Genomic DNA, 23,077 nt, shown 5'->3' with positions numbered 1-23,077 from the left:
CAGCGGAAACCGTGATCCCCGCCACGAAGTCAACACCCGCGTCGTAGGCGGGAGTGGACCAACCGTGCGCAGTTGGGGTGGCCGCCAAGGAACCTCATTGAGATGCCCGCCTCAGGCCGAAGTTGATCCCAGTATGGGATCTGTAGCACAGCCCAATGTTGGACGAGCCCTAAGCGAGTCAACGTTGGGTGACTCCAGAGAGGATGATCAGGTGGGAAGGCCGACAGCCTCCGCTTCCTACCCACCGCCATCAACACCTCCAGGTCAGCACCCCAGGGTCCTTGGCAGGAGCGAGGAAGGATCAATTGGATAAATTGGATAAATTGACCGTGCATCCCCCGCGGCGACTGAGCCGACGGGGACCGTCGGACTACTCCCCCAGCGACGTTGCCTCGGCATGCAACTTCCCCTCCACACTGTTCCGATTTCAATCTGCAATCGCCACCTGTAGGGCAAGCGCTCCGCTTGCCACGCACGTCCCCTGCCGGGGGCAAACCCAGGTCATCTGGCTGCGGCATGCCAACACGCCCTCATGGGACGTTTGCACGGGACCGGGACAGGAATGTCCCTCACTCCTTTTACTGACTGCTCCGTTGGTCGTCTCATGATGAGCGCAAGTTTCATCAAGGCGCGCCTGTTAAGGAGTCAGTGCGCTCAGAGTTGCGGTGGTCTCATCGGGAAGTAAGGTCGCCGATCTGATCTTGTCCGGCCCAGGTGGTCCGATGCCGGAGGCATCATAGCCATTAGCCGGATGGTTGAAGGAGCGTAGCGACTGACACCTCCGGAAGATCAGATCAAGCATTGCATCCCGGAGTGGATGCCAGCGACGTTGCCTCGGCACCCAACTTCCCGCCACACTGTTCCGATTTCAATCGGTTGTCGACGTTGGAGGGCATGCACTCCGCTTGCCAGGCACATCCCCTGATTCGAGGAAAAACCCAAGTGATCTGGACGCGAGATTCCAACACCACTCCATGGGACGTTTGCACCGGACCGGGACAGGAGTGTCCCTCCCTACTTTTACTGACCGCGCTGAATGAACCTCGCTTATTTCCCTTAAACCAAACCGTCCGCTCACCAGCGATACCTAAGGCCTGCCAACCAGCAAGCCTCCCCACCACCCCCAACACCTGATCCCGCTCGCGGGATTTTGGGACTGCGGTGAGCATCACCGCTTTAGCTGGTCCTTGTGACGTTCTTCGTCGACCCCAGCGTTCGCCGGCTTCAGTGACAAGGAGCGGCGGTTTGTGCTTGCACAACCGCCGGGCGGAATCGGAGCGATTGAACGCCAACGTCCCTCGTCACGCGCCCCCACCGCTGACCAAGACTGAAGTCCGTCACTACATTGCCAACCACCCACCGACTCAAGTCTTGTGTCGTGTGTCTTAAGGTCTTCTGTCTCCTGCGAAGCAGGCCGGCGTCAACATCGCGACAAAACTCGCCACATGGCGCGGGCAGAACCGGATCCGCTCAAACGCCCACCCGGGTCCGGGGAAAATGGGCCAGGCATTGCCTGCGGCATCAAAGTGCACCTGCACCTCGTGCGGAGATCCATCCAGGCCCACACCCATGGCCTTCAGAGAAGCCTCTTTGATGGTCCAGGCTTCGGCAAAGGCGCGTCGGCGCAAACCGTCCGGCAAGCAGGACCACGCCAGAAACTCATCCTCGGTAAAAGCAATCTCAAGGTGCTCATCCGACGGCTCGTGCTCGTCGATCTCCTCGACATCCACCCCGATGCCCGCCGCCTCCCCAAGAATAATCAGGGAACATTCGTCTGAGTGCGCGACGCTGAAGTCCAGATCACTGGCCAGAGGATGCATGCAGCGCGGCTTTCCATGCACATCCATGCGCAGCGGCACCTGGTTGGGCGGCATGCCGATCTCCCGTCCCAGCATGCGCCGCAGTTCCGCCCGGGTGCGCACCGCCAAGGCACAGGTGCGGCGATCCCGCAGCGTGGCGTGGTAGTGAGCCCGCTCCTCCAGCGTCAGCATGGCGGAGTCGATCGGACAGACCTCGTCGAGGTCTCTTCCATCAAGAATCCGGCAGAGCACGGATCGCTCCTCCATGGCGGAGGAGGCAGACCGCCTGCCGAGGGCGAAGTGGGCGAGCATCATGCCGAAGCGCCCGTTGGCTGTTTCCGAGGTCTCGTGGGTGGTCGTGGACGTCATGCGGAAGTTCCCCTTTGCGGGTTTGAGGAGCCATTTCCATGCCAGACGGCTGATCATGGAGAAACCCATTTTCAGCCAGCTCTAACAAGTATCGGGGCTTGGACATCCTTTGGCCGACAACTCCTCAAAAATATTTCAAAAAAAACTTCACCCGTTTGATGCACACCACTATCCCTCTCGGATCCCCTTCATTACAGACATTGTTATTATAAAAAAAGAACCAGGCCGCACTTGAGCAGCCTGGTTCTTTTTATCTAAATCTACAAATAAAGCGTCGGCGATCAGCCCACATCCGCAGGGCGCCATTTCTCCAGTGCGAGAGCCGCGGCCCCCACTGCGCCGGCGAACTCCCCAAGCTCTGAGATCAAGATCGGCACGCTGGGATGGTAGTCGCTCTCGAACTGAAGGGCGAAGTTGCGCACGGAGTCAAGATAGATGTCACCCAGCGCCGTCAACGGACCTGCCACCACAACGATTTCCGGGTCGATGAGCTGCACCATCTGGGCAATCGCCCAGCCGTGCACCGCCGCCACCTCACGCACTGCGGTCAGCGCATGGGAGTCCCCCTCCTGCGCCTTCTCCAAAAAACCTTCCAGCTCCACATCGGAGCCGCTCAGGGTGTTGTAGCGGGTCAGCGCGGCCGTGACAGAGGCATACTTTTCAAACGTGCCTCCAGAGCGCCATTCCCACTTCTCCTCCAGCGCGTTGTACACCGGGCAGTTCCAGCCACGGATCTCCCCGCCCAGCTCCTGGTGCCCCGTGGCCAGCTGGCCATCGCGGATCACGCCCGCGGCGATGCCATAGCGAACGCCCAGGCAGACCAGATCCTGGCAGCCACGACCTTCACCAAACCACCGCTCCGCGAGGGACATGGTGCGGATGTTGTTCTCGATGTAAACCGGCGCGTTCACCGCATCACTGATGATGGAGGACAGCGGCACATTCTCCCAGCCGGGCACATGCACGTACTTCAACCCCACCCCACGACGGGTATCCACGCGGCCTGGGACTGCCAGGCCCACCGCCAGCAGCGGCAGATGGGTCTCCCGGGCCAGTTCAGCCAGCGCAGCCGTGATCTCACGCAACACAGACTCCACGCCCATCTGGCCCTGCAGCGGCACCTTCCGCTGCGCGATGGTTTCCTGCGCGAAGTTCACGGCGGTGGCGAACATCATGTCCGCATAAAAATCCACCCCAAGGAAACATCCTCGCGCCGGGTTGGGTCGCAGTCGGGTCGGCGGGCGCCCCGCCTCCTTCGTTGGCTCCACACTTTCCGTAAAGTATCCGGTCGCCACCAGTGCATCCACATGTCGACCGATGGTCGATGCTGCCACTCCGATGACACGTGCGAGTTCCACTCGCGACAAGCCGCTGTGTTCCCTCACCCTCCGAATAATTTCGGCACCAAAATCCGCGTTGTCCTGAACTTTCAATCCCAGCATAACCTTATTAATCCGGTAGTTCTTCCCCTTTGGTCTCAGGAAGAAATACCAGAATCAATAATCCGACCAGAAAAAATCCAGATAAGATTGAAATAGCGGTGGAAAGATCAAACGCCGCTTTGAGTCCGCCAGACAGCCAGAACAGCACAGGCGCAGCCAAAATTCTGCCCGTGTTAAAGCAAAATCCCGCACCCGTAGCGCGCAGATGTGTGGGGAACAATTCCGGAAAATACACGGCATAACCCGAGTGCATGCCCAGTGCAAAGAAGCCAAAAACAGGCAGCAAACACAGCAGCAGTGGATAGCTGTTGTACGCTTGGGGCAACCAGCACACGGCAGGCGTGATGATGATTGCGCCAACATGCATTAGCGCAAATGCTCCTCTTCTACCCAGCTTCACACTCATGGGACCGAACGAAAGCATGCCCAATGCCGCACCCAGTGTCTGGATAAATCCGTACGCAAACTTTGCCTGGGACGCAGCTTCACCCGTAGGATGTCCTTGCGCGAGCAGTAGCTCTCTGGCCAGATCCTGACCTGCGATGACCACGCCCCAGAAAGTAGCCAGCCCCACCATCGCCAGAAAGGCCCCCAGCACAGCGCGCTTTCTGGAGAAGGGATCCGTCAGCAGTTCCTTGAAGCTTCCCAGACGCCCCTGCCGCTGAATGCGGGCCTGCTGCCACGGCAGCGGCTCCTTGATACCTGCCCGTACCCAGATCACCAGCAGGGCAGGCAGAATGCCCACCAGGTACGCCAGTCGCCACTCCGTCCCCACCACGATGCCCACCACCGCAGCGAGCCACAGGCCGATGACACTGGAGGAGTGGTAGATGCCCGCCGCCCGGGCCCGGGACTCCTGCGGGAACACCTCCGCCACCAGCGCTGCCCCCACCGCCCACTCCCCGGCCACCCCCATGGCCACGAGGAATCTCAACACCCCCACTTGCCAGAGCTCGGTGGCAAAGGTCATCAACCCCGAGAAGACCGAGTAAAATAGAATGGTCAGGATCATGACCGGACGCCGCCCCCAGCGGTCCGCCAGCGAGCCAAAGAGCCAGCCCCCCACCGTGCCTCCGATCAGGAAGATGCCCAGGAACCGCTCCCCCCAGAGCTTGACGGCTCCCGGCTCCCCTGTGCCCAGGATCGCCGGCAGCATATCCGCCCGGGTCACGTTGAAGAGCTGCCCCTCGAACGCGTCAAACACCCAACCCGCCGAGGCGATCAGGAGGACCATCCATTGGTAGCGGCTCACGCCGTGCCACCAATGGTGCGGGACATTCAAGGCGTCACTTGCCTGAGCCATAGGTCGTGGTCAGATAGTCCACCAGTGCGGTGGTCTCATCCGGCAGCGGAGCGCCATATTTGTCTTTCATCTTCTTCACCACCCCATCCCAGAACTTCCGGGGGAACGGCGGCTGGCTGGCCACATACTCCACAGAGTGGCAGGTGATGCAGAGGGACTGGGCCAGCTCCACGCCCTGTCCGGCTTTGTAAGTGCCGGTTTCCGCCGGCCAGTCCTCCTCCTTGGGCAGCGGCGCAGCGCTGCCGGGAACAAGGAAAGCGGTGCCAAGCAGAGCCAGAGGAAGAGCAAGAAGGGAAAGTCTCATGTCAGGAAAAAGAAGAGGGTTGGGGAAAGAGAAATGCGTTCGTCGAATCAAGCCGCAGAGACCTTCACGGTCTCCACCACATTGCGCAGATAGCCTGCCGGGTTCCACAGCGGCTCCATCGGCTGGGTCTGGCCCACGCGATTCGTCGCCCGGCAGCGCAGCTCCCAGGCGCCCTGCTTCGGCGGCGTCCAGGTGAAGCTCCATGGCCGGAAGGAGTACTTTCCATGATCCTTGCCCAGCTCCGCCCCGCGCCAGGTGCGGCCCCCGTCATCAGAGAAGGTCACCTCCGTGATGCCCTCGCCCCCGTCGAAGGCAATTCCTTGAACCACCGTCGACTGCCCGGCTTTCACCGTGGCCCCGTCCGCCAGGCTCGTGATGAAGGAGCGGATCGTAAACTTGTTGATCGGGATCGTGCTGGCAGGGGTGGTCCCGGGCTCCACGCAGCCGCCCGGTGTGGCGGGGATGCGGTACCCCGTGGCCATGAAGAAGCCGTCGAAGGCATCCTTCACCACCGTGAGCTCATTCAGATGCTTGATCCAGTACGTGCCATAGTAGCCCGGCACCACCAGGCGCAGCGGGTAGCCATTCAGCAGCGGCAGCGGCTCACCATTCATCTCCCAGGCCAGCAGGATCTCGCCATCCAGCGCGTGATCCATCTCCAGCGCCTTGATGAAATCCGGCGTCTGCGGCACGGGCGGCGTGTCCATCCCGTTGCACACCACCTGCTTCGCCCCGGCCTGCACACCCGCCTTCTGCAGCACGTCCTTCAGCCGCACGCCTTTCCAGACGGCATTCCCCATGGCCCCATGGCCCAGCTGGCCGCCGCCCACGCGGGGTTTGAAGAAACCACGGCTGTTCCCGGAACACTGGTTCACGGCAATAACCTCTACCTGCTCAAAATTCTTCTTCAGCTCGTCCAGCGAGAGTTGGAGCGGCGTATTCACCAGCCCTTTCACCTCCAGGCGGAAGGCCTTTTCATCCACGGTCTTCGGGATGTTGGAGAGGTGGTACCGCACGAAGAACGCGTCATTGGGCGTGATCACATCCTTGAAGACCTCAAACGGGGTCTCCAGCTGCGGCGGGCGGTGCGTAAGCAGAATGAGCGGCCTCTTTTGAGGAAACTTCACCAGCCTGCGTTCTCCATTCTCAAACGGCAGCACCACGCTGTCCGCCGCGCCGAGCGTGCCGGCGAGGCCAAGAGTGGCTAGACCTGCTTTTTGTAGAAAGTGACGTCGGGTGGGGGAGGGGTTGTGCATGAACAGGAAACGCACGATCACCGGCTAGTTTTAGGGCTTTAAATGCTCATTGAGGGATAGGGGTATCACCTTGAATGAAAGCATCCAGTTCGACAATCCCCCTCGATTGAGTGGAAGCCCCCGCCGCCAGGCAGAGCCCCACACTCCAGAGCCCGTCGTTCGCATTCGCCACGGGGGGCAGGCCCTCTCTCACCACTCGGATGCAGTGGTCGATCTCCTGTCGGAGCTCGATGAGCTCTCCTGAAGGCAGGTGCAGTTCCAGCTCCTCCACCGACTCGCCATCATACACGCGCATCGTGCACACGGGGTCCGGCACCCGGTCCGTGGCCCCACTCCAGCTGGCCCAAATGGCCCCCTTGCTGCCCGTCACCTTCACCGTCTGATGATGGCCAAAGGCCGCCAACGTCTGGCAGATCGTCGCCTGCGCCCCGGAGGCATGCCGCACGATCGCCGTCACGTTGTCATGCAGGGAGGGGCGGGAGTCGTCCACCGCATTGGCTGAGGCATAGACTGTCGCGGGCTCGCCATGCTGCTCCAGGTACCAGCGGGCCAGATCGAAGAAGTGCACCGGCTCCTCCAGCATCCAGTCCCCCACCCGCTCCGGGTCATACCTCCAGCCGCCCGATCCCAGGCGGTAAGGACGCCGGGAAAGCTCCACCAGCACATTCCACGGCACCCCGATCGTTCCCTGGTCGATCAGCTCCTTGATGCGCCCCCACTGGGAGGACAGCCGCAGTTCGTGCCCCACCATGATCTGCCGCCCGGCCTGAGCTGCCAGTGCGATGAGCGCGTGGCAGTCCGGCAGCGTCGTCGCCATCGGCTTCTCCAGCAGCACATGGCACCCGGCCTTCAGGGCCGCCGCCGCGATGGGAAAATGCACATGATTGGGGGCCACCACGTCCACCACCTCCACCGCCGCCGTTTCCAGCATCTGTTGAGCCGTCGCGAACACCTCCACCCCCGGGAAGTGTTCCTGCGCCAGCCTGCGCGAGGCCTCTGAGGGTGCCACCACGGCCGTCAGCACCGCCTCCGGATGGGCGGCGATGGCCTGCGCGTGGTGCCTGCCCCACGCTCCATACCCTACCAGGCCAAATCTCACTTGCTGTGGTGTCGACGGCATCCCCCAGCCTAACCAATCGGCTAGCAGAAAGGAAAATTCTTTGTGAAGGGAATAAATTGGGCTATCGTATGAAAAACCATAATTCCGTCGCCATGGTGCCCCCCTTCACACCTGTCGAGCCCCCGCAAGGAATCCGGATCCGATCTCGACGCCGTCAGGCCGAGGTAGCGTGGTTTGGAGCACTGTGCTCAGACGACTGCGAGTTCCTGGGGGATCCAGCCCCCCATCACCGCAGCAGCTTCGAGCACTGCTCGGAGATCGTCCGCCGGGCGGATGAACACGGCTACCAGAACGTGCTCCTTTCCTCCGGCTGGACCGAAGGGCAGGACGCCCTCGGCTTCGCCTTCTCCATGGCCGTGCTCACCCGGCAGATCCACCAGCTCGTGGCCCTGCGCATGGGGGAGGTGCACCCGCCCATGCTCGCCCGCGCCATCGCCACGCTGGACCACATTGCCCGCGGCCGTCTGGCCCTGAACATCATCTCCTCCAACCTCCCGGGCATGGACCAGGACAACGAGGCCCGCTATGCCCGCAGCGCCGAGGTGCTGCAGATTCTCCAGCAATGCTGGGCCCAGGATGAGCTGGAGTTCAAAGGCGAGTTCTACGACATCGCCCGCATCCGCACCGACGCCGCCCGCCCCTACCAGCAAAACGGAGGCCCCTTGCTCTATTTCGGCGGCATTTCACCCCGCGCCCAGGAGCTCTGCGCCCGCTTCTGCGATGTCTTCCTCATGTGGCCCGAGACCATGCCCCAGTTGGCCGACACCATGCGCAGCCTCTCCCGTCAGGCAGCAGGGTTCGGCCGGGTCATCGACTTCGGCCTGCGGATTCACGTGATCGTTCGTGAGACCGAGTCCCAAGCGCGAGATGCCGCCCGCAAGCTCATCTCCCGTCTGGACGACGCCCGTGCCTGTGAGATGAAATGCCGCTCACAGGACCACCAGTCCGCCGGCGTGCTGCGTCAGGATGCCCTGCGCGCCGGGGCTGATAACGATGGCTACATCGAAGATCACCTCTGGAGCGGTATCGGCCGGGGCCGCAGCGGCTGCGGCAGCGCCATCGTCGGCGATCCCGACCAGGTCTACCAGAAGATCCAGCGCTACAAAGACCTGGGCATGCGCTCGTTTATCTTCAGTGGCTATCCCCACCTGAGCGAGTGCGATCTGTTCGCGAAATACGTACTCCCCCGCCTGAAGACCTGCCGCCTGAACGAGGTGAACGGCCGCCTGCCACGCGTGCAGGAGGAGCATCTGGCGATGGCGTGAATCCAGTGGGCAGTCAGCAGTAGGCAGTGGTCAAGGTGTTGGGGCTGAAACTGTACGGAGTACAATCTTCAGCTTGCCTCACTTCGCGCTCCGATAGATCAACTGAGGCACTCCGCGCCATGCAGCGTCGTCAGTAACAGGAGGCAGGGACTTTCCAGTCCCGGACCCATCGCACGTCCCAGCGCAAACTCCGGTGAATGACACCCAACGAACGAAGCCGCCCAACTGGATGCCCCGTCATGGGACGCGCGGCACCGACCGGGACAAGAATGTCCCTCCCTCCTTTTACTGATCACTTCGCTGGGCGCACACTCCATTGCGAGAGCTCATATCTGACGTCTTTAGTCTCCCGCGAAGCGAGCCATGCCGAAGGCATCCCAGAAGGTAGCCGGAGGTTGAGGGAGCGTAGCGACCGACACCTCCGGTACGTCAGCAAAACGAATTGCACCCTGAAAGGGTGCCAGCGAAGTCATTTCATCGATCCGCCGCCTCCATCCGCTCCGATCACCTGCCATCCCTTCCCCCTCCGTGCCTTTGTGCCTTCGTGTGAGAATGTTTCATCCCACACCCCATCATCCCTTCCGATTGCCAATCAGCTCCACCAACGACGTCATGGGACGCCCGGCCCCGACCGGGACAGGAATGTCCCTCACTCCTTTTACTGATCACTTCACTGGGCGCACACTCCGTTGCGAAAGCTCAGGCCTTGCGTCTTGTGTCTTCAAGTCTTCTGTCTCCCGCCGAAGGCTGGCGCCCCCTGATCAAAGAACTGCTCCATCCGCCCACGCAGGTCGCCGTAGAACGTGTCCGCCATGTGCCGGAGCATCGCCTGGCGCTCCACGCTGGAGAAATGCGCACTGGCTCCTGCCAGCGCCTCCTCCTGGGAGCGTACCCGCTGCTGGAAAGTCTGTTCCAGATCCATGAGGGTTTCAAGAAACTCCTTGGCCGCCTTGGAGCGGTCCACGCCTTCAATGAGCGCCTGCTCCAACGGCTTGTTCCGGGTCAGGTGCAGCAGCCGGCCGTTGGCCAGTTCATCCATGTACCGGTGATAACTCTTCAGGAACGCCTCGCGCTCCTTGTCGAACCGCACCTCATCGCAATCCACCAGCGTGTCATACGGACCAGGCTTGGCAAAGAACTTCACCATCAGCGGGATCGTGTCCACCAGCATGAACAGCAGGGACAGCACCACATACGCCGTCAGCGCGAACTGCCCGCCCTCAGACCCCTCCTTGAACACCCGGTGCAACGCCAGCGTCTGCTTCAAGATGTCCCGCCGCGGCTCCTCACGGATCTTGTCCATGCGTGCGCGCTCGTCTTCACCGATCTTGGCCAGCTCTTTCTGCGTCTGTTCCATCTGCTCCAGACGGGTGTCGATCTGCGCCTTGAGCGTCGCGCGGATCTGGTTCTGCTGATCCACAAACTGGTCCGCCTGCTGCTGCTGCACCTGCTGGCGCAGCCCTTCCATCCTGGCCTGCTCCTGCTTCAGCTTCAACGCCTGCTCGGTCGCCTTCACTTCCGCCGCTGCCGTGAGGGTCTGCTCGATGCTCAGCGACTCGGCCTGCAACTGCGTGCGCTCCAGCGTGCGGGCCTCCAGCATACCGGCCACACGTTTGCTCTCATCGCGACGCCAGGCCAGCTGGTCGCTCTGGATGCTCTTGGCCCGTGGCCCCAGGCCGATGATGCCGCTCCGCTGGCCGTTGAGCTCGCGCTCGAACTCCTTCTGCCAGAAGTCCAGCTCCGACTGCAAACGGACGGACTGGGTGGTGAGATCAGTTATTTCCTTCTCCGCCGTCTCCAGCTTTTCCACCGTCGGGGCCTTGGCTTCTGCGATCTGTTTTTCCAGCTCCGCCTTCGCCCGTTTTTCCTCGTCCGTGAGCGGCTTCTTCTCGGCGTTGTTCTCATCCCCCGCCAGGAACTTCGCGCTGAAGCTCTCATCCCACTTCTGGCGCGCCTTGGCGATCTCTCCGTCCAGCACGGTGATCTTATCCTCCACCAACTTCTTCTGCTCTGTAGCCGTGGCGCGCACGGCATTCAGCTCCATCTCGCGATCCTTCTCAATCACGGAGGAGATGGTGTCCTTGAAGAGCAGCAGCGTCAGCGGGTGGGAGACGGTGACTCCCATGAGCGCTGCCACAACCAGGCGGAGGAAAAACTGGCTCACCTTCCGGAAGAAGGACTGGTATGCCCGGTACGTGGCCAGCAGGGCCCGGTCCACCGTGAGGATGATGAACGCCCAAACCGCCGCCACACCGAAGATCACGTTCCAGTTCTCTGTCAGCGTGGAGATGGCATACGCCGCCGCGATGAAGGCAAACACGCAGGGCACCAGCACCGTCGCGCCAAAGGCCACATACTTGCGCACCTCCCACGGCGGACACTCGCGCAAGTTCACGTCACTGGCGCCGGAAAGCCAGACAAAGACACGGGCGAAGAAACCAGGCTGGTTCATGGAGGGAGACGACAAGAGGTCAAAAAGGCACGCAGGCGGGATGCTATCGAGGAGGCTGTGCCGGGGATCCTCCGCCCGCAGGCAGGGTTTTGTGCAGGCCAGTTATACTCGCCCGACAGGTCCCCTGCAAGAAGTTGCGAACCCTCTGACGCCGGACAGGGCCGCCAGATTCAATTTAAACTCATGCGGACCAGCCCCGCTCCCACCCGCCAGACCAGCGCGGTGATGCCCCCGGCCAATCCCGCCGCCAGCAGCCCCACCATCACCACCTCGGCCGCCTTCACCGTCGCAATGCGCCAGCGGCTGATCCCAAGATCCTCCAGGGTGGCGAACTCCCGCCGCCGCATCTTGAAGGACAGCGCAAAGACCAGCGCGGAGATCAAGACCACCACCACCCCCAGCACCACCAGCAGCACCACGGTGAACCGCTCCGCCTGCACCAGTGTGGCCAGCAGCGCATCCATCTCCACGCCCGGCTGCACCAACTGATGGGCGGCCTCCGGCTTCTGATAGCGCCCCAGCAGGATGGCCTGCGCCTTCTCGTCCTTCGGCACCACGAGGATGGCGGTGAGCGGGAAATCATCCGGATTCCCGTGAAAGTGAAACGACTTCAGGTTCTCGCTCGTGACCTCGTTGAACATCCGCACCGCCTTGCTGCCCACCACATTCTGATCCGTGCGCGACAGCACCGCGTTCGGGTCCTCCGCCTTCACCAGGTCCTCATGACCGTGGGCCTTGCCCTCGATCAACCAGGCCGTTTTCACATCCACAAAGATCGCCTGGTCATCCGCCGTTCCCGACTCCGCCAGCACCCCGGTGATGGTCATGCGCAGCGGGTAGATACCCGCGAGATCAAACACCTGCTCGGGCGAGGAGCTCACCTTGCCCCCCACATGCCAGCCGCGCTCGCGCGCCACGCGCGCGCCCACCACGCAGTCGCCCAACCGGCCCAGTGCGCGTCCTTGCGCGATGCGCAGCCCACGATAGGTAAAGTACTCCAGACTCGTGCCCACGATGGGGGCCTGCTGGGCGTGATACCGCACATACAGCGGGATGGCCGATGCCAGACCGCTGGACCGGATGGTCTGCACCTGCTTCTGAGGGATTTCCCCCGCGCCCCGTCGACGGAAGTAGAGGGCATTGAGCACCAGTTCCAGCGGGCTCCCTTTGGCTCCCAGCACCAGCGGGGTCGCCACCGCACGCGAGCGCATCTCCGCCTGGGCGATCTGCACCAAGCCCCGCACGGCCAGCGGCAAGGCGAGCGTCAACCCGAGTGCGAGGATCAACAGGAGAGTCCGCAGCCGGTAGTGCGCCACATACTGCCAGGCGAGTTGCAGCGGCCCTTTCATGATGGCTGGCTCCACGCCTCCACGCTGATCTTCTGCTGAGTCTGCTCGTGCAACTCGGAGTCGTGCGTCACCAGGACCAGCATCGTGCCATGCTCGTGCAGTTCCTTTTGCAACAGTCCCGCCACCATGTTGCGGCGCTTCGTATCCAGCGCAGAGGTTGGCTCATCCGCCAGCAGCAGGGCCGGCCGGTGCAAGAGCGCCCGCACCACGGCAATCCGCTGTCGCTCCCCTTGGGAAAGCCGGGAAACCAGATGGTCCCGATGCCCCGCCATGTCCACCGCCTCCAGCAGAGATGCAGCCCGCGTCTCGTGATCTTTTTGCAGACGCCCCGTGAGCCGCAGCGGCAGCAGCACATTGTCCCAGGCGGTCAGGTACTCGATGAGGGCGAAGTCCTGGAACACCAGACCCGTGCGAGCGAGCCGCACCGCCCGATTCGGCGCGGCCCCTTCAATCTGCACCGTGCCTCCCCGCGGAACCAGGATGCCGGAGAACAGCTTCAGCACCGTCGTCTTCCCCGCCCCGCTCGGCCCACCCAGCCCCAGGCTCTGGCCCGGTCGCAGGATCAGCTCCGGGATGTGCAGCGAGAATCCGCCCGCGCCGTAGGTAAAACGGAGGTCGCGGACTTCAAGCATCGCAGAAGAAGGCTGGGGTTCGTGGTCTTAACTCCGGTCAGGCATACTCCTTCTCGGCCCGCTCGATGGCCTCGCTCACCTCAGACCACTGGGAGTAGGCTTTTTCCAGGCCGCCTTCCACCGTGTTGAACCGGCTGGTGGTCTCCATGACCTCGCCGGCGTCGGTGCCAAAACCGTCGCCGTTCATCTTCTTGACCAGCGCCATCTTCTCCTGCTCCAGGCTGGCGATCTGCTCTTCCACCTTCTCCAGCTTCTCCTGCAGCGGCTTCAGCACCTGCGTCCGCTGCTGGCGCTTCTGCGCCTCCACACGCCGACGCTCCTTGGAGTTGTTGTCGATCTCCACCGGAGGGGCAGTCGGCTTCGCGACCACAACTGGAGCGCTGAAGCTCACGCTGCTGCCCGATGACTGCCGGGCCTTCTCCTCCGCCTTCTTGTCCAGGTAGTAGCTCAGGTTTCCGTGAAAAAGCCGGGGAGATTCACCCACGCGGAACTCCAGCGTCTTCGTCACCACCGGATCAAGGAAATCACGATTGTGGGAGACGATCGCGTAGCTGCCGGAGTAGTCCAGCAGCGCCTGCTGCAGCACCGACTGGGAGCGCATGTCCAGGTGGTTCGTCGGTTCATCCAGCACCAGGAAGTTGGAGGGCATGAGCAGCATGTTGGCCAGGGCCAGACGTCCGCGCTCCCCACCGCTCAGCACCTTGACCCGCTTGAACACATCATCCCCGCGGAAAAGGAAACAACCCAACAGCGTGCGGAGCTGGGCCTCAGACATGCCCTTGGCGGATTTCTCAATCGTCTCCAGCACGGTTTTCGCGCCATCGAGCGCATCGGCATGATCCTGCGAGTAGTAGCCCACCCGCACGTTGTGCCCCAGTTCCCGCGTGCCACCGGTCGCCTTCTCCACCCCGGCCAGGATCTTGCTGAACGTCGTCTTGCCCGCACCGTTCACGCCCACAATCGCCAGGCGGTCGCCTTTGCTGATCTCAAAATCGAAGGGCTTCAGGACGTAACGCACCCCGTCGTAGCTCTTCGCCACGCCTTCCATGCGCATCACCGTGTGGCCGCTGGCCGGAGGCTGTGGGAACTTGAATCCAATCTCGTCCGCCTCCTCCTCCAGCTCGATGCGCTCCACCTTGTCGAGCGCCTTGATGCGGCTCTGCACCATGGAGGCCTTGTTGGCCTGGGCACGGAACCGGTCAATGAACTGCTGCGTCTTCGCGATCTCGCGGTCCTGGTTCTTCTTCGCCCGCTCCAGTTGCTCGCGACGTGCCGCGCTCTCCCGCACAAAGAAGGAATAGTTGCCCTGGTACTGGGTGGCCCGGGCCCCCGGCTCGAAGGCCAGCGTCCGGTTCGTCAGGTTGTCCAGCAGACGCCGGTCGTGGCTGATCAGGATGATCGCGCCGGGGTAATTCTTGAGGTAGTCCTCCAGCCAGACCACCGTCTCGATGTCCAGGTGGTTCGTCGGTTCATCCAGCAGCAGCACGCTGGGCTCTGCCAGGAGCAGCTTGGCCAGGGCGATGCGCATCTGCCAGCCCCCGCTGAATTCGTCCGTCAGCCGGTCCATGTCCTTGTGGGCAAAGCCCAGCCCCATGAGCACGCGCTCGATGCGCGGCTTCATTTTCGAGAGGTCGTGGTGCTCCAGGCGGATCTGGAGGTCGCCAAAGACCTCCAGGGCGTCGATGTACTCACTGGAGGACGTGTCGTAGGTGCCCAGAGCCTCGCTCGCCTCGTCAAACTGGCGCTGCAGCTCCATCGCGTCCTCAAATGCCGTTTCCGCCTCCGCCATGAGCGTGCGCCCCTTCACCTCCACCCCCTCCTGCGGCAGGTAGCCCACCGTCACCGACTTCGCCTTGATGATCTTCCCCTCGTCCTGCTGCTCGATCCCCGCGATGATCTTCATCAGCGTGGATTTGCCCGCCCCGTTGGGCCCGGCCAGGGAAAAGCGCTCCCCGGCCCGGATGGTGAAGTTCAATTCTCCAAACAGACGGCGGGGGCCATATGAGATACCAAGGTTTTCTGCGGCAAGCATGGGAGAGCACCCATGCCATGAGGTGGAGGGGGATGCAAAGGCCGGAGGGACAAAAGTAGTGCTGGGCTTTGGCCTGGCTTCCCAGCGCCGGGCCAAAAGGCACCCCCACGCCAACGGCGTGATACATAAAAGCCCGGGGTCAGACCGCGAAGCGGTCGCCACCCCGGGTTTGGGGTGAACACGATGGAACTCCAACGGAGTTCTACAAACCGCTCAGGCTACCGGAAGTCACACCCCCCATTTTCGGCAGCCGCATCAGGTCTGTTTGCACGGTCTGTAGAACTCACTTCGGAGTTCCTACCCATCAAACCGTACACCCGGGGTGGCGGCTCGTCCCTCGCCTGACCCCGGGCTATTTTGTCTGACGCCCTTGGCGTCAAAATACCCTCGCGTGGAGCGAGACGGATGCCTAGCAACGCCTCCCGCGCAACACGGATGTCGGGGAGCGCACGCATCCTGCGTGCTGTTCTCGGCATCTTGCCGAGGACGACGATTTTGCAAAGTCTGTGAAGGGCCTCCAGCCAAAGCCCCCCAACACCTGGCCTCGCTTGTCCCGACGAGTCGGGATGGAGTGCGTGCGTGAAGCACCGCTTTCGCGCCCCCAATGACATCCGCTCACTTTGCATCGTGAGCAGGGCCAACTCATCCACAACCAACCTATTTCGCGGGTTCCTTGATTTCCTGCACCAGGATCGACTTCACCGACACCTTTGAGGAGTCTGAAAACACCGAGACCGGACTGTTAATGGCTGAATAGTCGCCAGAATGCTCGAATCGCAGTTCCTCGTTGACGTAAATCGCCTGGGACGTGGAAGTGACCACCCAGCGGATGATCACATACTTGTTCGCTGGGATGATGCCCTTACCGGTCTTGTGCTGACCGTTGGCAGGGCCTCCGTCCACTCGCAATTGATGTGGCACATCCCGCCAGTTGAAGATCACCTGATCCGCGGCGTACCCTACCCTGAGGTCGGTCGAGTCTGTTTTTGCCGTGATCGTGATCTGTACCGGCGGACGAAATGTCGCTTGAGTAGTGAGCTTTTCCGTCCCCTTGAGCGTCACTGGCACCGCCTTGTATTGCTCGTTCGTCTTGCCGATGTGCTCGACACCAAGGTCCGCCCCGCGGAGAAGCGGCAAAGTTGCAATGAATAAAGCGAAAAGACCTGGGAACAGCCGGTTCATGGATGGGAATGGGTGGGTTGAAATCAGAGGCATCCGTTTCGGATTGTACGCGGAGTAATTTACAGATTCATAGCGGTTTTTTCGCATTTTCTCGATCCGGGGTGGCGCCGGATCATTCATCTCGCCCCACCACCAACGACCGAAAGCACAGAGCATCTTCGACGTATTGCGTAAGTCCCAACATACCCTCCCTCAAGCGCACCATCCCGCTCTCCCCATGCTCTCCCGCCAACTCTTGATTCAATTTCCGTTGGCCCTGCTTCTCGCCGCAGCCTCGAGCCCAGCTTTTTCGCAAGGTGACGCCCCCACCCTCACCAACGCCGTCGGCATGACGCTCGTGCGCATCCAGCCGGGCACCTTCACCATGGGCCAGGACGGACCGCCCTCCGACTACCGGCTCTCCAAGCACCCGGAGAAGTTTGACGATGCGGACTGGGACGAAAAGCCGGCCCATCAGGTCACGCTTTCCCAGCCTTTCTTCATGGGAGCCACGGAGGTCACGATCGGCCAGTACCGCCAGAGCAATCCGGACTTCCGCAGGGGCCAGCCGGACGATGACGCCGTGACCGCCATCACCTGGCACCAGGCGGTGAAGTACTGCGAGTGGCTGACCCAGAAGGAGGGGCGCACCTACCGCCTGCCCACCGAGGCGGAGTGGGAATACGCCTGCCGCGCAGGCACCACCACCTTGTTTTCCACGGGCGACGCCCTGCCGGACAACTTTCAGCCCTGGACCGGAACCACCGGGCACGTTCCCCTGGCACGACCCGACGGTACCCTGCCTCCCCCTTACCGTCAGGAGGCCAAGGTCAGCCTCCGTGTGGCGCAGTCTCCCGCCAATGCCTGGGGCCTGTATGACATGCACAGCAATGTGGCCGAGTGGTGCAGCGACTGGTACGGCCCCTATGAAGCCGGTGCCCAGACCGATCCCGTCGGCCGGTCCGACGGCGACTTCCGCGTCATTCGGGGTGGATATCACTCCAACTTCGCCCGCTATCTCCGCAGTGCCAACCGTGCCGCCTGGCTCCCGGAGTCACGCCACAGCCGCACCGGGTTCCGTGTCGTGCTCGCCGACGCGCCCAAGAGTCAACCGCTGCCACCTGCCCCCGCCCCGCAGCACGCCCGGGAGGTGAAGCACGGGTCCATGAAAATCGAAAAGGGCCCCCAGCACCTCCCCCATTTCTCCGGTCCCAAGCCCTACGTGAAGATCGAGCCCGGCTCCTTCGGCCCCCTTTTCTTCACGCACAATCACAGCCCCTCCATCACCGAGTGTCCCAACGGCGATCTGCTCGCCGTATGGTACTCCTGCGCAGAGGAACCCGGCGCGGAACTCAACAACCTGGCCAGCCGTCTGCGCCACGGTGCCACGGAGTGGGAACCCGCCTCGCCCTTCTGGGATGGCCCGGACATCAACGACCACGCGCCCAAGGTCTGGCGGGACGGCCAGTCCACGCTCTACCATTTTGTAAAAGGTCGCGATGAAAACCTGTTCCGCACCTCCACCGACAACGGCGCGACCTGGACCAAGGCCCGCCTCATCCAGCCTGCGGGAGAGTACGGCAATCAGGTGCTGCGCCTTGCCGATGGCACCCTGGTTCTTGGAAATGACACGCGCCAGTGCAGCCTCGTGTACAGCCGCGACCACGGGGCCACCTGGACCTACAACGACGTGAAGCAGCAGGCCAGCGACTTCCGGCCCGGAGGCCAGGGCTTCCGCTACCCCGGCATCCACGCCCCCATGGTGCAGCTCAAGGACGGCCGCATCATGGCTGTGAGCCGCAACGACCAGGAGGCGGACCAGGCAAAGTTTGACCACAAGACCCCGGCCAGCTTCACCAGTGACCTGGGCAAGACATGGACCTATGAAACTACCGAATTCCCCGCCATCAGCACCGTGCAGCGCGCGGCCATGATCCGGCTTCAGGAGGGCGGCATTCTGCTGTGCAGCTTTACCGACCAGTGGCGCGACTGGAAGAACCGCAAGGGCATGAAGTTCCATACCGCCGACGGCAGGGAATTCACCGGCTACGGGATGTTTGCCGCCGTGTCTTACGACGAGGGTAAAACCTGGCCGGTGAAGCGATTGGTCACGCCCGGCGGCGCGACACGGTCCATCAACGCCATTGATCGCGTCATGGTGGAGGTCAGCGACACCCTGGCCGAGCCCTGCGGCTACCTGACGGTGACCCAGACACGGGACGGGAACATCCAGCTCCTCACCAGCAAGAATCACTACGCGTTCAACCTGGCTTGGCTGGAGGGGCGGAAGTGAGAGCCACCGGCCCAAGTTCAATGCCGGCTAGTCCCCCGCTCAGGAGGGTTAAAGACCCCGCCTCATCCCCCTGCCCATGAGGTCCCTCCCTGAACAACGGCAGGCCACGTTTGGCAGATCCCATCAGACAAAAAGGCTTGGTTTATTCCAAGGAACGCCCTAGCATGCCCCCCATGTCACCGCGAGACCTTGCCCTTCGCTGGTTCCACGAAGTGTGGAATGAACGCAACCCCGACGCGATTCGGGAGATGCTGGCCCCGGATGCCATCGGCCATACCGAAGGGGGCGAGATGGTGGGGCCTGAGGCCTTCATTGAACTCTTCCACCGCCCCTTCCTCACGGCGTTCCCGGACGTCGAGGTGAAGGTGAATGCCGTGATCGAGTCTGGCGCCGAAGTGGCCGTACGCTGGACAGCCCGCTGCACCCATACGGGCGACGCCTTCGGGATCGGCGCCACCGGGCGCAAACTGACCTTCAACGGCGTCAGCTGGTTCACGGTCCAGGATGATCTCTTTGTCGAGGGCTGGGATCACTGGAACTTTAGCGGGTTCATGCAGGCCCTCTCCAGCGGCACTGGCACGGCCAGCATTTTGGTGGAGAATGCCCCTGACTCCGAGCCCAGCAACGTGGCCTGAGTTCCGATTGCCCCGATCCAGGCTTCTGAGGTCAATTTGTGTTCACACCCTGAGGCGTGATTCTCCTGAAGCCAGGGTTGCAACTTCCTCTGGGGCGGAGTTGAGTGCCCTTCTCAAGCATCATGCATATTCGCGACATCTTCGCCCAACGCCGCCCGACGTTCTCGTTTGAGTTCTTCCCGCCCAAGACCGCCGAGACCTCTCAGGCGCTCTACGAAACCATCAGTGAGTTGGAAGCTTTCAAGCCGGACTTCGTGAGCGTGACCTACGGCGCAGGCGGAACCACGCGCGAGTTGACCCATGATCTGGTGGTGCGCATCAAGCAGACCACCTCCCTCGACCCCATCCCTCACCTCACCTGTGTGTGCCACAGTGAGGAGGACATCGGCAGCATCCTGCAGCGCTATGCCGAAGCCGGCGTGAGCAACATCCTCGCCCTCGGCGGGGATCCTCCGCGCGGTCTGGCCAACTACGAAAAATCCAAGGACGCCTTCCAGCAGGCCTCCGATCTGGTGCGCTTCATCCGCAACTTCTCCGGCCATCCTGACAATCGCGGCTTTGGCATCGGTGTGGCCGGCTTCCCTGAGGGCCACCCCACCACCCCCAACCGCCTTCTCGAGATGGATTACCTCAAGGCCAAGGTGGATGCCGGCGCAGACTACATCTGCACCCAGCTCTTTTTCGACAATCGCGATTTCCTCGATTTCCGCGATCGCTGCCACCTCGCTGGCATCAATGTCCCCATCATCGCAGGCATCATGCCCATCAGCAGCGCCTCCGGCATGAAGCGCATGGCCGAGCTGGCCGCGGGGGCCCGGTTCCCCGCCAAGCTGCTGAAGGCCATCTCCCGCTGCAATGGCGATGAAGCCGCCGTGGAACGCGTGGGCATTCACTACGCCACCGAGCAGTGCGCTGATCTTCTGGACCATCAGGTTGACGGCTTCCACTTCTACACGCTCAACAAGAGCCGTGCGACGCGGGAGATCTACGCCAGCCTGGGCCTGAAAGACTCCCGGTCGCTCTGAATCGGTCTGAATCGAAAGATTCAAACCGACCCGGACCGGCGTTCCGATCTCCTGCAAGTCACCGGCTTGCCTAGAACCCCACTGCAACTCCCCTGCCCCCAAGTCCCGCATGAAGTCTGATCTGATCGCCGCCATCGAAGCCGGAGGAACCAAGTTCAATTGTGCCGTAGGAACGGGGCCCGACGACATCCGCATGCGCACGCGCATCGAGACGACGGACCCGACGGAAACGCTGCGTGAGGTCTTCGCGTTCCTGGACCAGGCCTCCAAGCAGGTGGGGAAGTTCAGCGCCATTGGCGTGGGGTCGTTTGGCCCCGTGGACCTCAATCGCAGCAGTGACACCTACGGCTACATCACCACCACGCCCAAGCCCGGCTGGAAGTACACCGATCTCCTGGGCTCCCTGGGAGAGATCTTCCACGTCCCCGTCGGCTTCGACACCGATGTGAACGCCGCTGCGCTGGGCGAGTACACTTGGGGCCATGGCCGCGCCTGCGAGCCCCTCATCTACATCACCGTTGGCACCGGGATCGGCGGCGGCGTGCTCATCAACGGCAAGCCGCTGCACGGCGCGTTGCACCCGGAGATCGGTCACCTCCTCATTCCCGCCATCATGTCGGATGCGCCCGAGCCCGACGGCATCTGCCCCTATCATGGGAGCTGCCTCGAAGGCCTCATCAGCGGCCCCGCCATCGCTGCCCGCTGGGGATTCCCGGCCGAGACTTATGCCCCCGATCATGCCTGCTGGGGCGAGTTCTCCACCCTCATGGCCCTGGGCCTTTCCAATCTCATCCTCACCCTCTCACCGCAACGCATCATCCTCGGCGGCGGCGTCATGCACCAGTACCACCTCTTCCCCATGATCCGGGAGGAAGTGCAGCGCCTGCTGAATGGCTACATCCAGACCCGCGAGTTGATCGAGGATATCGAAAGCTACATCACCTCCCCTGGTTTGGGCGATGATTCAGGATTGCTCGGTGCCATGGCACTGGGCATCGGGGCGCTGAAGTAGGGACTGGACGCAAGCGGTTTATTTCCGCCAACCCGGCCTTCGGTTTCCGAGGCCGGGCAAGATCCGCAGCGACCGAAGATTCTCCAACACCTGGCGACGAAGTCGCTGTGGAGTGCGTGCGTGAAGCGCCGCTTTCGGGACACCTTGTGAGGTTCGAGCCCCTCACAAGTGACAGCGGAGCCCATTCCTCCGCCCGCGCCACATCGTAACCAGCCCGACACAGGACTCCCCAAAAGCGGCAATCCTTGCCGCACTCCCAAAATCCTGCTGCGCAGGATCAGGCGGAGAAAGCCGATGGGAATGACACGAGCATCGGCCTGAGAAACCGCCAAAACATGCGACTGAAGTTCCCGGCAAGATGCCGGGAACAGCACGCAGGATGCGTGCGCTCCCCAAGCATCCAAGCCACAACGCTTCACAGTCATTGAGAACCGCACGCTTCCAGCGTACCCCCGATGCCGAAGGCATCACAGAAGGTAGCCGGGGGTCGAAGGAGCGTAGCGACTGACACCCCCGGTTACCTCAAAAAATCCCCCCGACCCTGAAGGGGTCGCAGAATCGTCCGCTCCACCTCACACTCCCACGCCACCTCATCAGACGCTCGACTGAGCGGGGCTAGGAACCCCGCCTCCTTTACCGGCTCAGACTCTTCCCCACCAAACCTTCGTGCCTTTGTGCCTTCGTGTGAGAAAAATTCCCCCACCCCAGACCTCAGGTCTTGTGTCTTGTGTCTTGTGTCTTCCAGTCTTCTGTCTCCCCCCGAAGGCGGGCTCTCACACCGCCGTCCCGGACAACGACAACTCCGCATCCTCCTCCAGCTCCGGCGCGGTCGGGGTGTTCAGCAACAGGCCCTTCGGCTCGCGGTTGGCCCTGCGGCACCAGTCTTCATAGGTGATCACCTCGAACGTCCTGTCCAGGTGCTCCACCACGGCGGTCATGGATTCCACCCAGTCCCCGGAGTTCAAATAGTGCACGTCCCCCACCTGCTTGTCCGCCGGGGTGTGGATGTGGCCGCAGATGATGCCCTTGCAACCCTTGCTGTGGGCCAGCTGCTGGAGTTGTTCCTCGTACTTGCCCACGAAGCTCACCGCACCCTTCACCTTGGCCTTCACCCATTTGGCGAACGAGAACGGCTCCTTGCCACGCCAGTGGCGGTAGGCGTTGTAGGCACGATTCAGCTTAAGCAACGTGTTATAACCCACCGCACCCACCTCGGCCATCCACTTGTGGTTCGTGGTCACGTGGTCAAAGCCATCCCCATGCACCACCAGGTACTTCCCGTGCGGCGACTCGTGCACGTGATCAAACACGATGCTGAAGTTGTCCAGCGCGATGGGCAGGAAGCGCTCCAGCACATCATCATGGTTGCCGCGCGTGTAGATGACTTCCACGTTCTCCTTCTCCATCTTCCGCAGCACAGTGCGGACGAAGTGCGTGTGCGCCTTGGTCCACTTACCATCGCGTTGCAGCGCCCAGGCGTCGATGATGTCGCCGTTGAGCACCAGTTTCTCGCAGATCGAGTTCCTCAGAAAATGACTCACCTGGGCTGCCTTGCACTCCTGAACCCCCAAGTGGACATCTGAGATGAAGATGGTCTTGAAGCGTAGTTTTCGTTTCATGATGGGTCG

17 protein-coding genes are annotated in these 23,077 nt (G+C 62.2%); 5 read left to right on the top strand and 12 right to left on the bottom strand.

From position 1 onward, the window contains the following. Positions 1 to 1,385: 1,385 nt before the first annotated feature. From BV106_RS10380 to BV106_RS10355, 6 genes are all read right to left on the bottom strand, one after another. A complete protein-coding gene (locus tag BV106_RS10380) occupies positions 1,386 to 2,225 on the bottom strand; it encodes a 4'-phosphopantetheinyl transferase superfamily protein (RefSeq protein ID WP_265595520.1) in 840 nt (279 codons plus the stop codon). A 224-nt stretch (positions 2,226 to 2,449) separates the two neighbouring features. Next, entirely contained in the window at positions 2,450 to 3,610 is a 1,161-nt protein-coding gene (locus BV106_RS10375) for an ROK family transcriptional regulator (RefSeq protein ID WP_081891642.1), read from the bottom strand. Between the two features lie 7 nt (positions 3,611 to 3,617). Then, positions 3,618 to 4,913: an MFS transporter gene (locus tag BV106_RS10370; protein ID WP_051945603.1), complete on the bottom strand. Its 1,296-nt coding sequence runs from the start codon at positions 4,911 to 4,913 to the stop codon at positions 3,618 to 3,620. Next, positions 4,897 to 5,217, bottom strand: a complete 321-nt coding sequence (locus tag BV106_RS10365; RefSeq protein ID WP_038164162.1) for a hypothetical protein — start codon at positions 5,215 to 5,217, stop codon at positions 4,897 to 4,899. The genes BV106_RS10370 and BV106_RS10365 overlap by 17 nt, the downstream gene beginning before the upstream one ends. Before the next feature lie 47 nt (positions 5,218 to 5,264). Beyond that, a complete protein-coding gene (locus BV106_RS10360; RefSeq protein WP_038164160.1) occupies positions 5,265 to 6,473 on the bottom strand; it encodes a molybdopterin-dependent oxidoreductase in 1,209 nt (402 codons plus the stop codon). A gap of 46 nt (positions 6,474 to 6,519) precedes the next feature. Further along, complete coding sequence (locus BV106_RS10355) at positions 6,520 to 7,593, bottom strand: Gfo/Idh/MocA family oxidoreductase (RefSeq protein ID WP_038164158.1); 1,074 nt, start codon at positions 7,591 to 7,593, stop codon at positions 6,520 to 6,522. A gap of 68 nt (positions 7,594 to 7,661) precedes the next feature. Between BV106_RS10355 and BV106_RS10350 the strand changes: the two genes are divergently transcribed. Further along, the gene (locus BV106_RS10350) at positions 7,662 to 8,858 is read left to right on the top strand and encodes an LLM class flavin-dependent oxidoreductase (protein WP_265595519.1); all 1,197 of its coding nucleotides are present in this window, start codon (positions 7,662 to 7,664) and stop codon (positions 8,856 to 8,858) included. Positions 8,859 to 9,579: 721 nt separating this feature from the next. On the opposite strand, the gene BV106_RS10345 is transcribed toward BV106_RS10350, so the two are convergent. The 5 genes from BV106_RS10345 to BV106_RS10325 all read right to left on the bottom strand — a co-directional run bounded on the left by BV106_RS10345 (position 9,580) and on the right by BV106_RS10325 (position 16,505). Then, positions 9,580 to 11,310: a DUF4407 domain-containing protein gene (locus BV106_RS10345; protein ID WP_038164154.1), complete on the bottom strand. Its 1,731-nt coding sequence runs from the start codon at positions 11,308 to 11,310 to the stop codon at positions 9,580 to 9,582. A 170-nt stretch (positions 11,311 to 11,480) separates the two neighbouring features. Further along, entirely contained in the window at positions 11,481 to 12,659 is a 1,179-nt protein-coding gene (locus BV106_RS10340) for an ABC transporter permease (RefSeq protein WP_265595518.1), read from the bottom strand. Further along, positions 12,656 to 13,291: an ATP-binding cassette domain-containing protein gene (locus BV106_RS10335; protein WP_038164151.1), complete on the bottom strand. Its 636-nt coding sequence runs from the start codon at positions 13,289 to 13,291 to the stop codon at positions 12,656 to 12,658. Before BV106_RS10335 ends, BV106_RS10340 begins: the two co-directional genes overlap by 4 nt. Before the next feature lie 37 nt (positions 13,292 to 13,328). Beyond that, complete coding sequence (locus BV106_RS10330; protein WP_038164149.1) at positions 13,329 to 15,323, bottom strand: ABC-F family ATP-binding cassette domain-containing protein; 1,995 nt, start codon at positions 15,321 to 15,323, stop codon at positions 13,329 to 13,331. Between the two features lie 657 nt (positions 15,324 to 15,980). After that, positions 15,981 to 16,505: a hypothetical protein gene (locus BV106_RS10325; RefSeq protein WP_038164146.1), complete on the bottom strand. Its 525-nt coding sequence runs from the start codon at positions 16,503 to 16,505 to the stop codon at positions 15,981 to 15,983. Between the two features lie 217 nt (positions 16,506 to 16,722). Between BV106_RS10325 and BV106_RS10320 the strand changes: the two genes are divergently transcribed. The 4 genes from BV106_RS10320 to BV106_RS10305 all read left to right on the top strand — a co-directional run bounded on the left by BV106_RS10320 (position 16,723) and on the right by BV106_RS10305 (position 21,449). Beyond that, positions 16,723 to 18,777 (top strand): SUMF1/EgtB/PvdO family nonheme iron enzyme, encoded by a 2,055-nt coding sequence (locus BV106_RS10320; protein ID WP_051945601.1) that lies wholly within the window; start codon positions 16,723 to 16,725, stop codon positions 18,775 to 18,777. 173 nt (positions 18,778 to 18,950) lie between these two features. Then, positions 18,951 to 19,412: an ester cyclase gene (locus tag BV106_RS10315; RefSeq protein ID WP_051945600.1), complete on the top strand. Its 462-nt coding sequence runs from the start codon at positions 18,951 to 18,953 to the stop codon at positions 19,410 to 19,412. A gap of 122 nt (positions 19,413 to 19,534) precedes the next feature. Next, positions 19,535 to 20,437: a methylenetetrahydrofolate reductase [NAD(P)H] gene (gene metF, locus BV106_RS10310; protein ID WP_038164144.1), complete on the top strand. Its 903-nt coding sequence runs from the start codon at positions 19,535 to 19,537 to the stop codon at positions 20,435 to 20,437. 109 nt (positions 20,438 to 20,546) lie between these two features. Then, entirely contained in the window at positions 20,547 to 21,449 is a 903-nt protein-coding gene (locus BV106_RS10305; RefSeq protein ID WP_038164142.1) for an ROK family protein, read from the top strand. 773 nt (positions 21,450 to 22,222) lie between these two features. On the opposite strand, the gene BV106_RS10300 is transcribed toward BV106_RS10305, so the two are convergent. After that, on the bottom strand, positions 22,223 to 23,068 hold the full coding sequence (locus tag BV106_RS10300) for a UDP-2,3-diacylglucosamine diphosphatase (RefSeq protein ID WP_038164140.1): 846 nt from the start codon (positions 23,066 to 23,068) through the stop codon (positions 22,223 to 22,225). Between the last annotated feature and the right edge of the window lie 9 nt (positions 23,069 to 23,077).

Source organism: Verrucomicrobium sp. BvORR106, assembly GCF_000739655.1.
Taxonomy (GTDB): domain Bacteria; phylum Verrucomicrobiota; class Verrucomicrobiia; order Verrucomicrobiales; family Verrucomicrobiaceae; genus Verrucomicrobium.
This window is presented reverse-complemented; position numbering and strand designations above follow the sequence as displayed.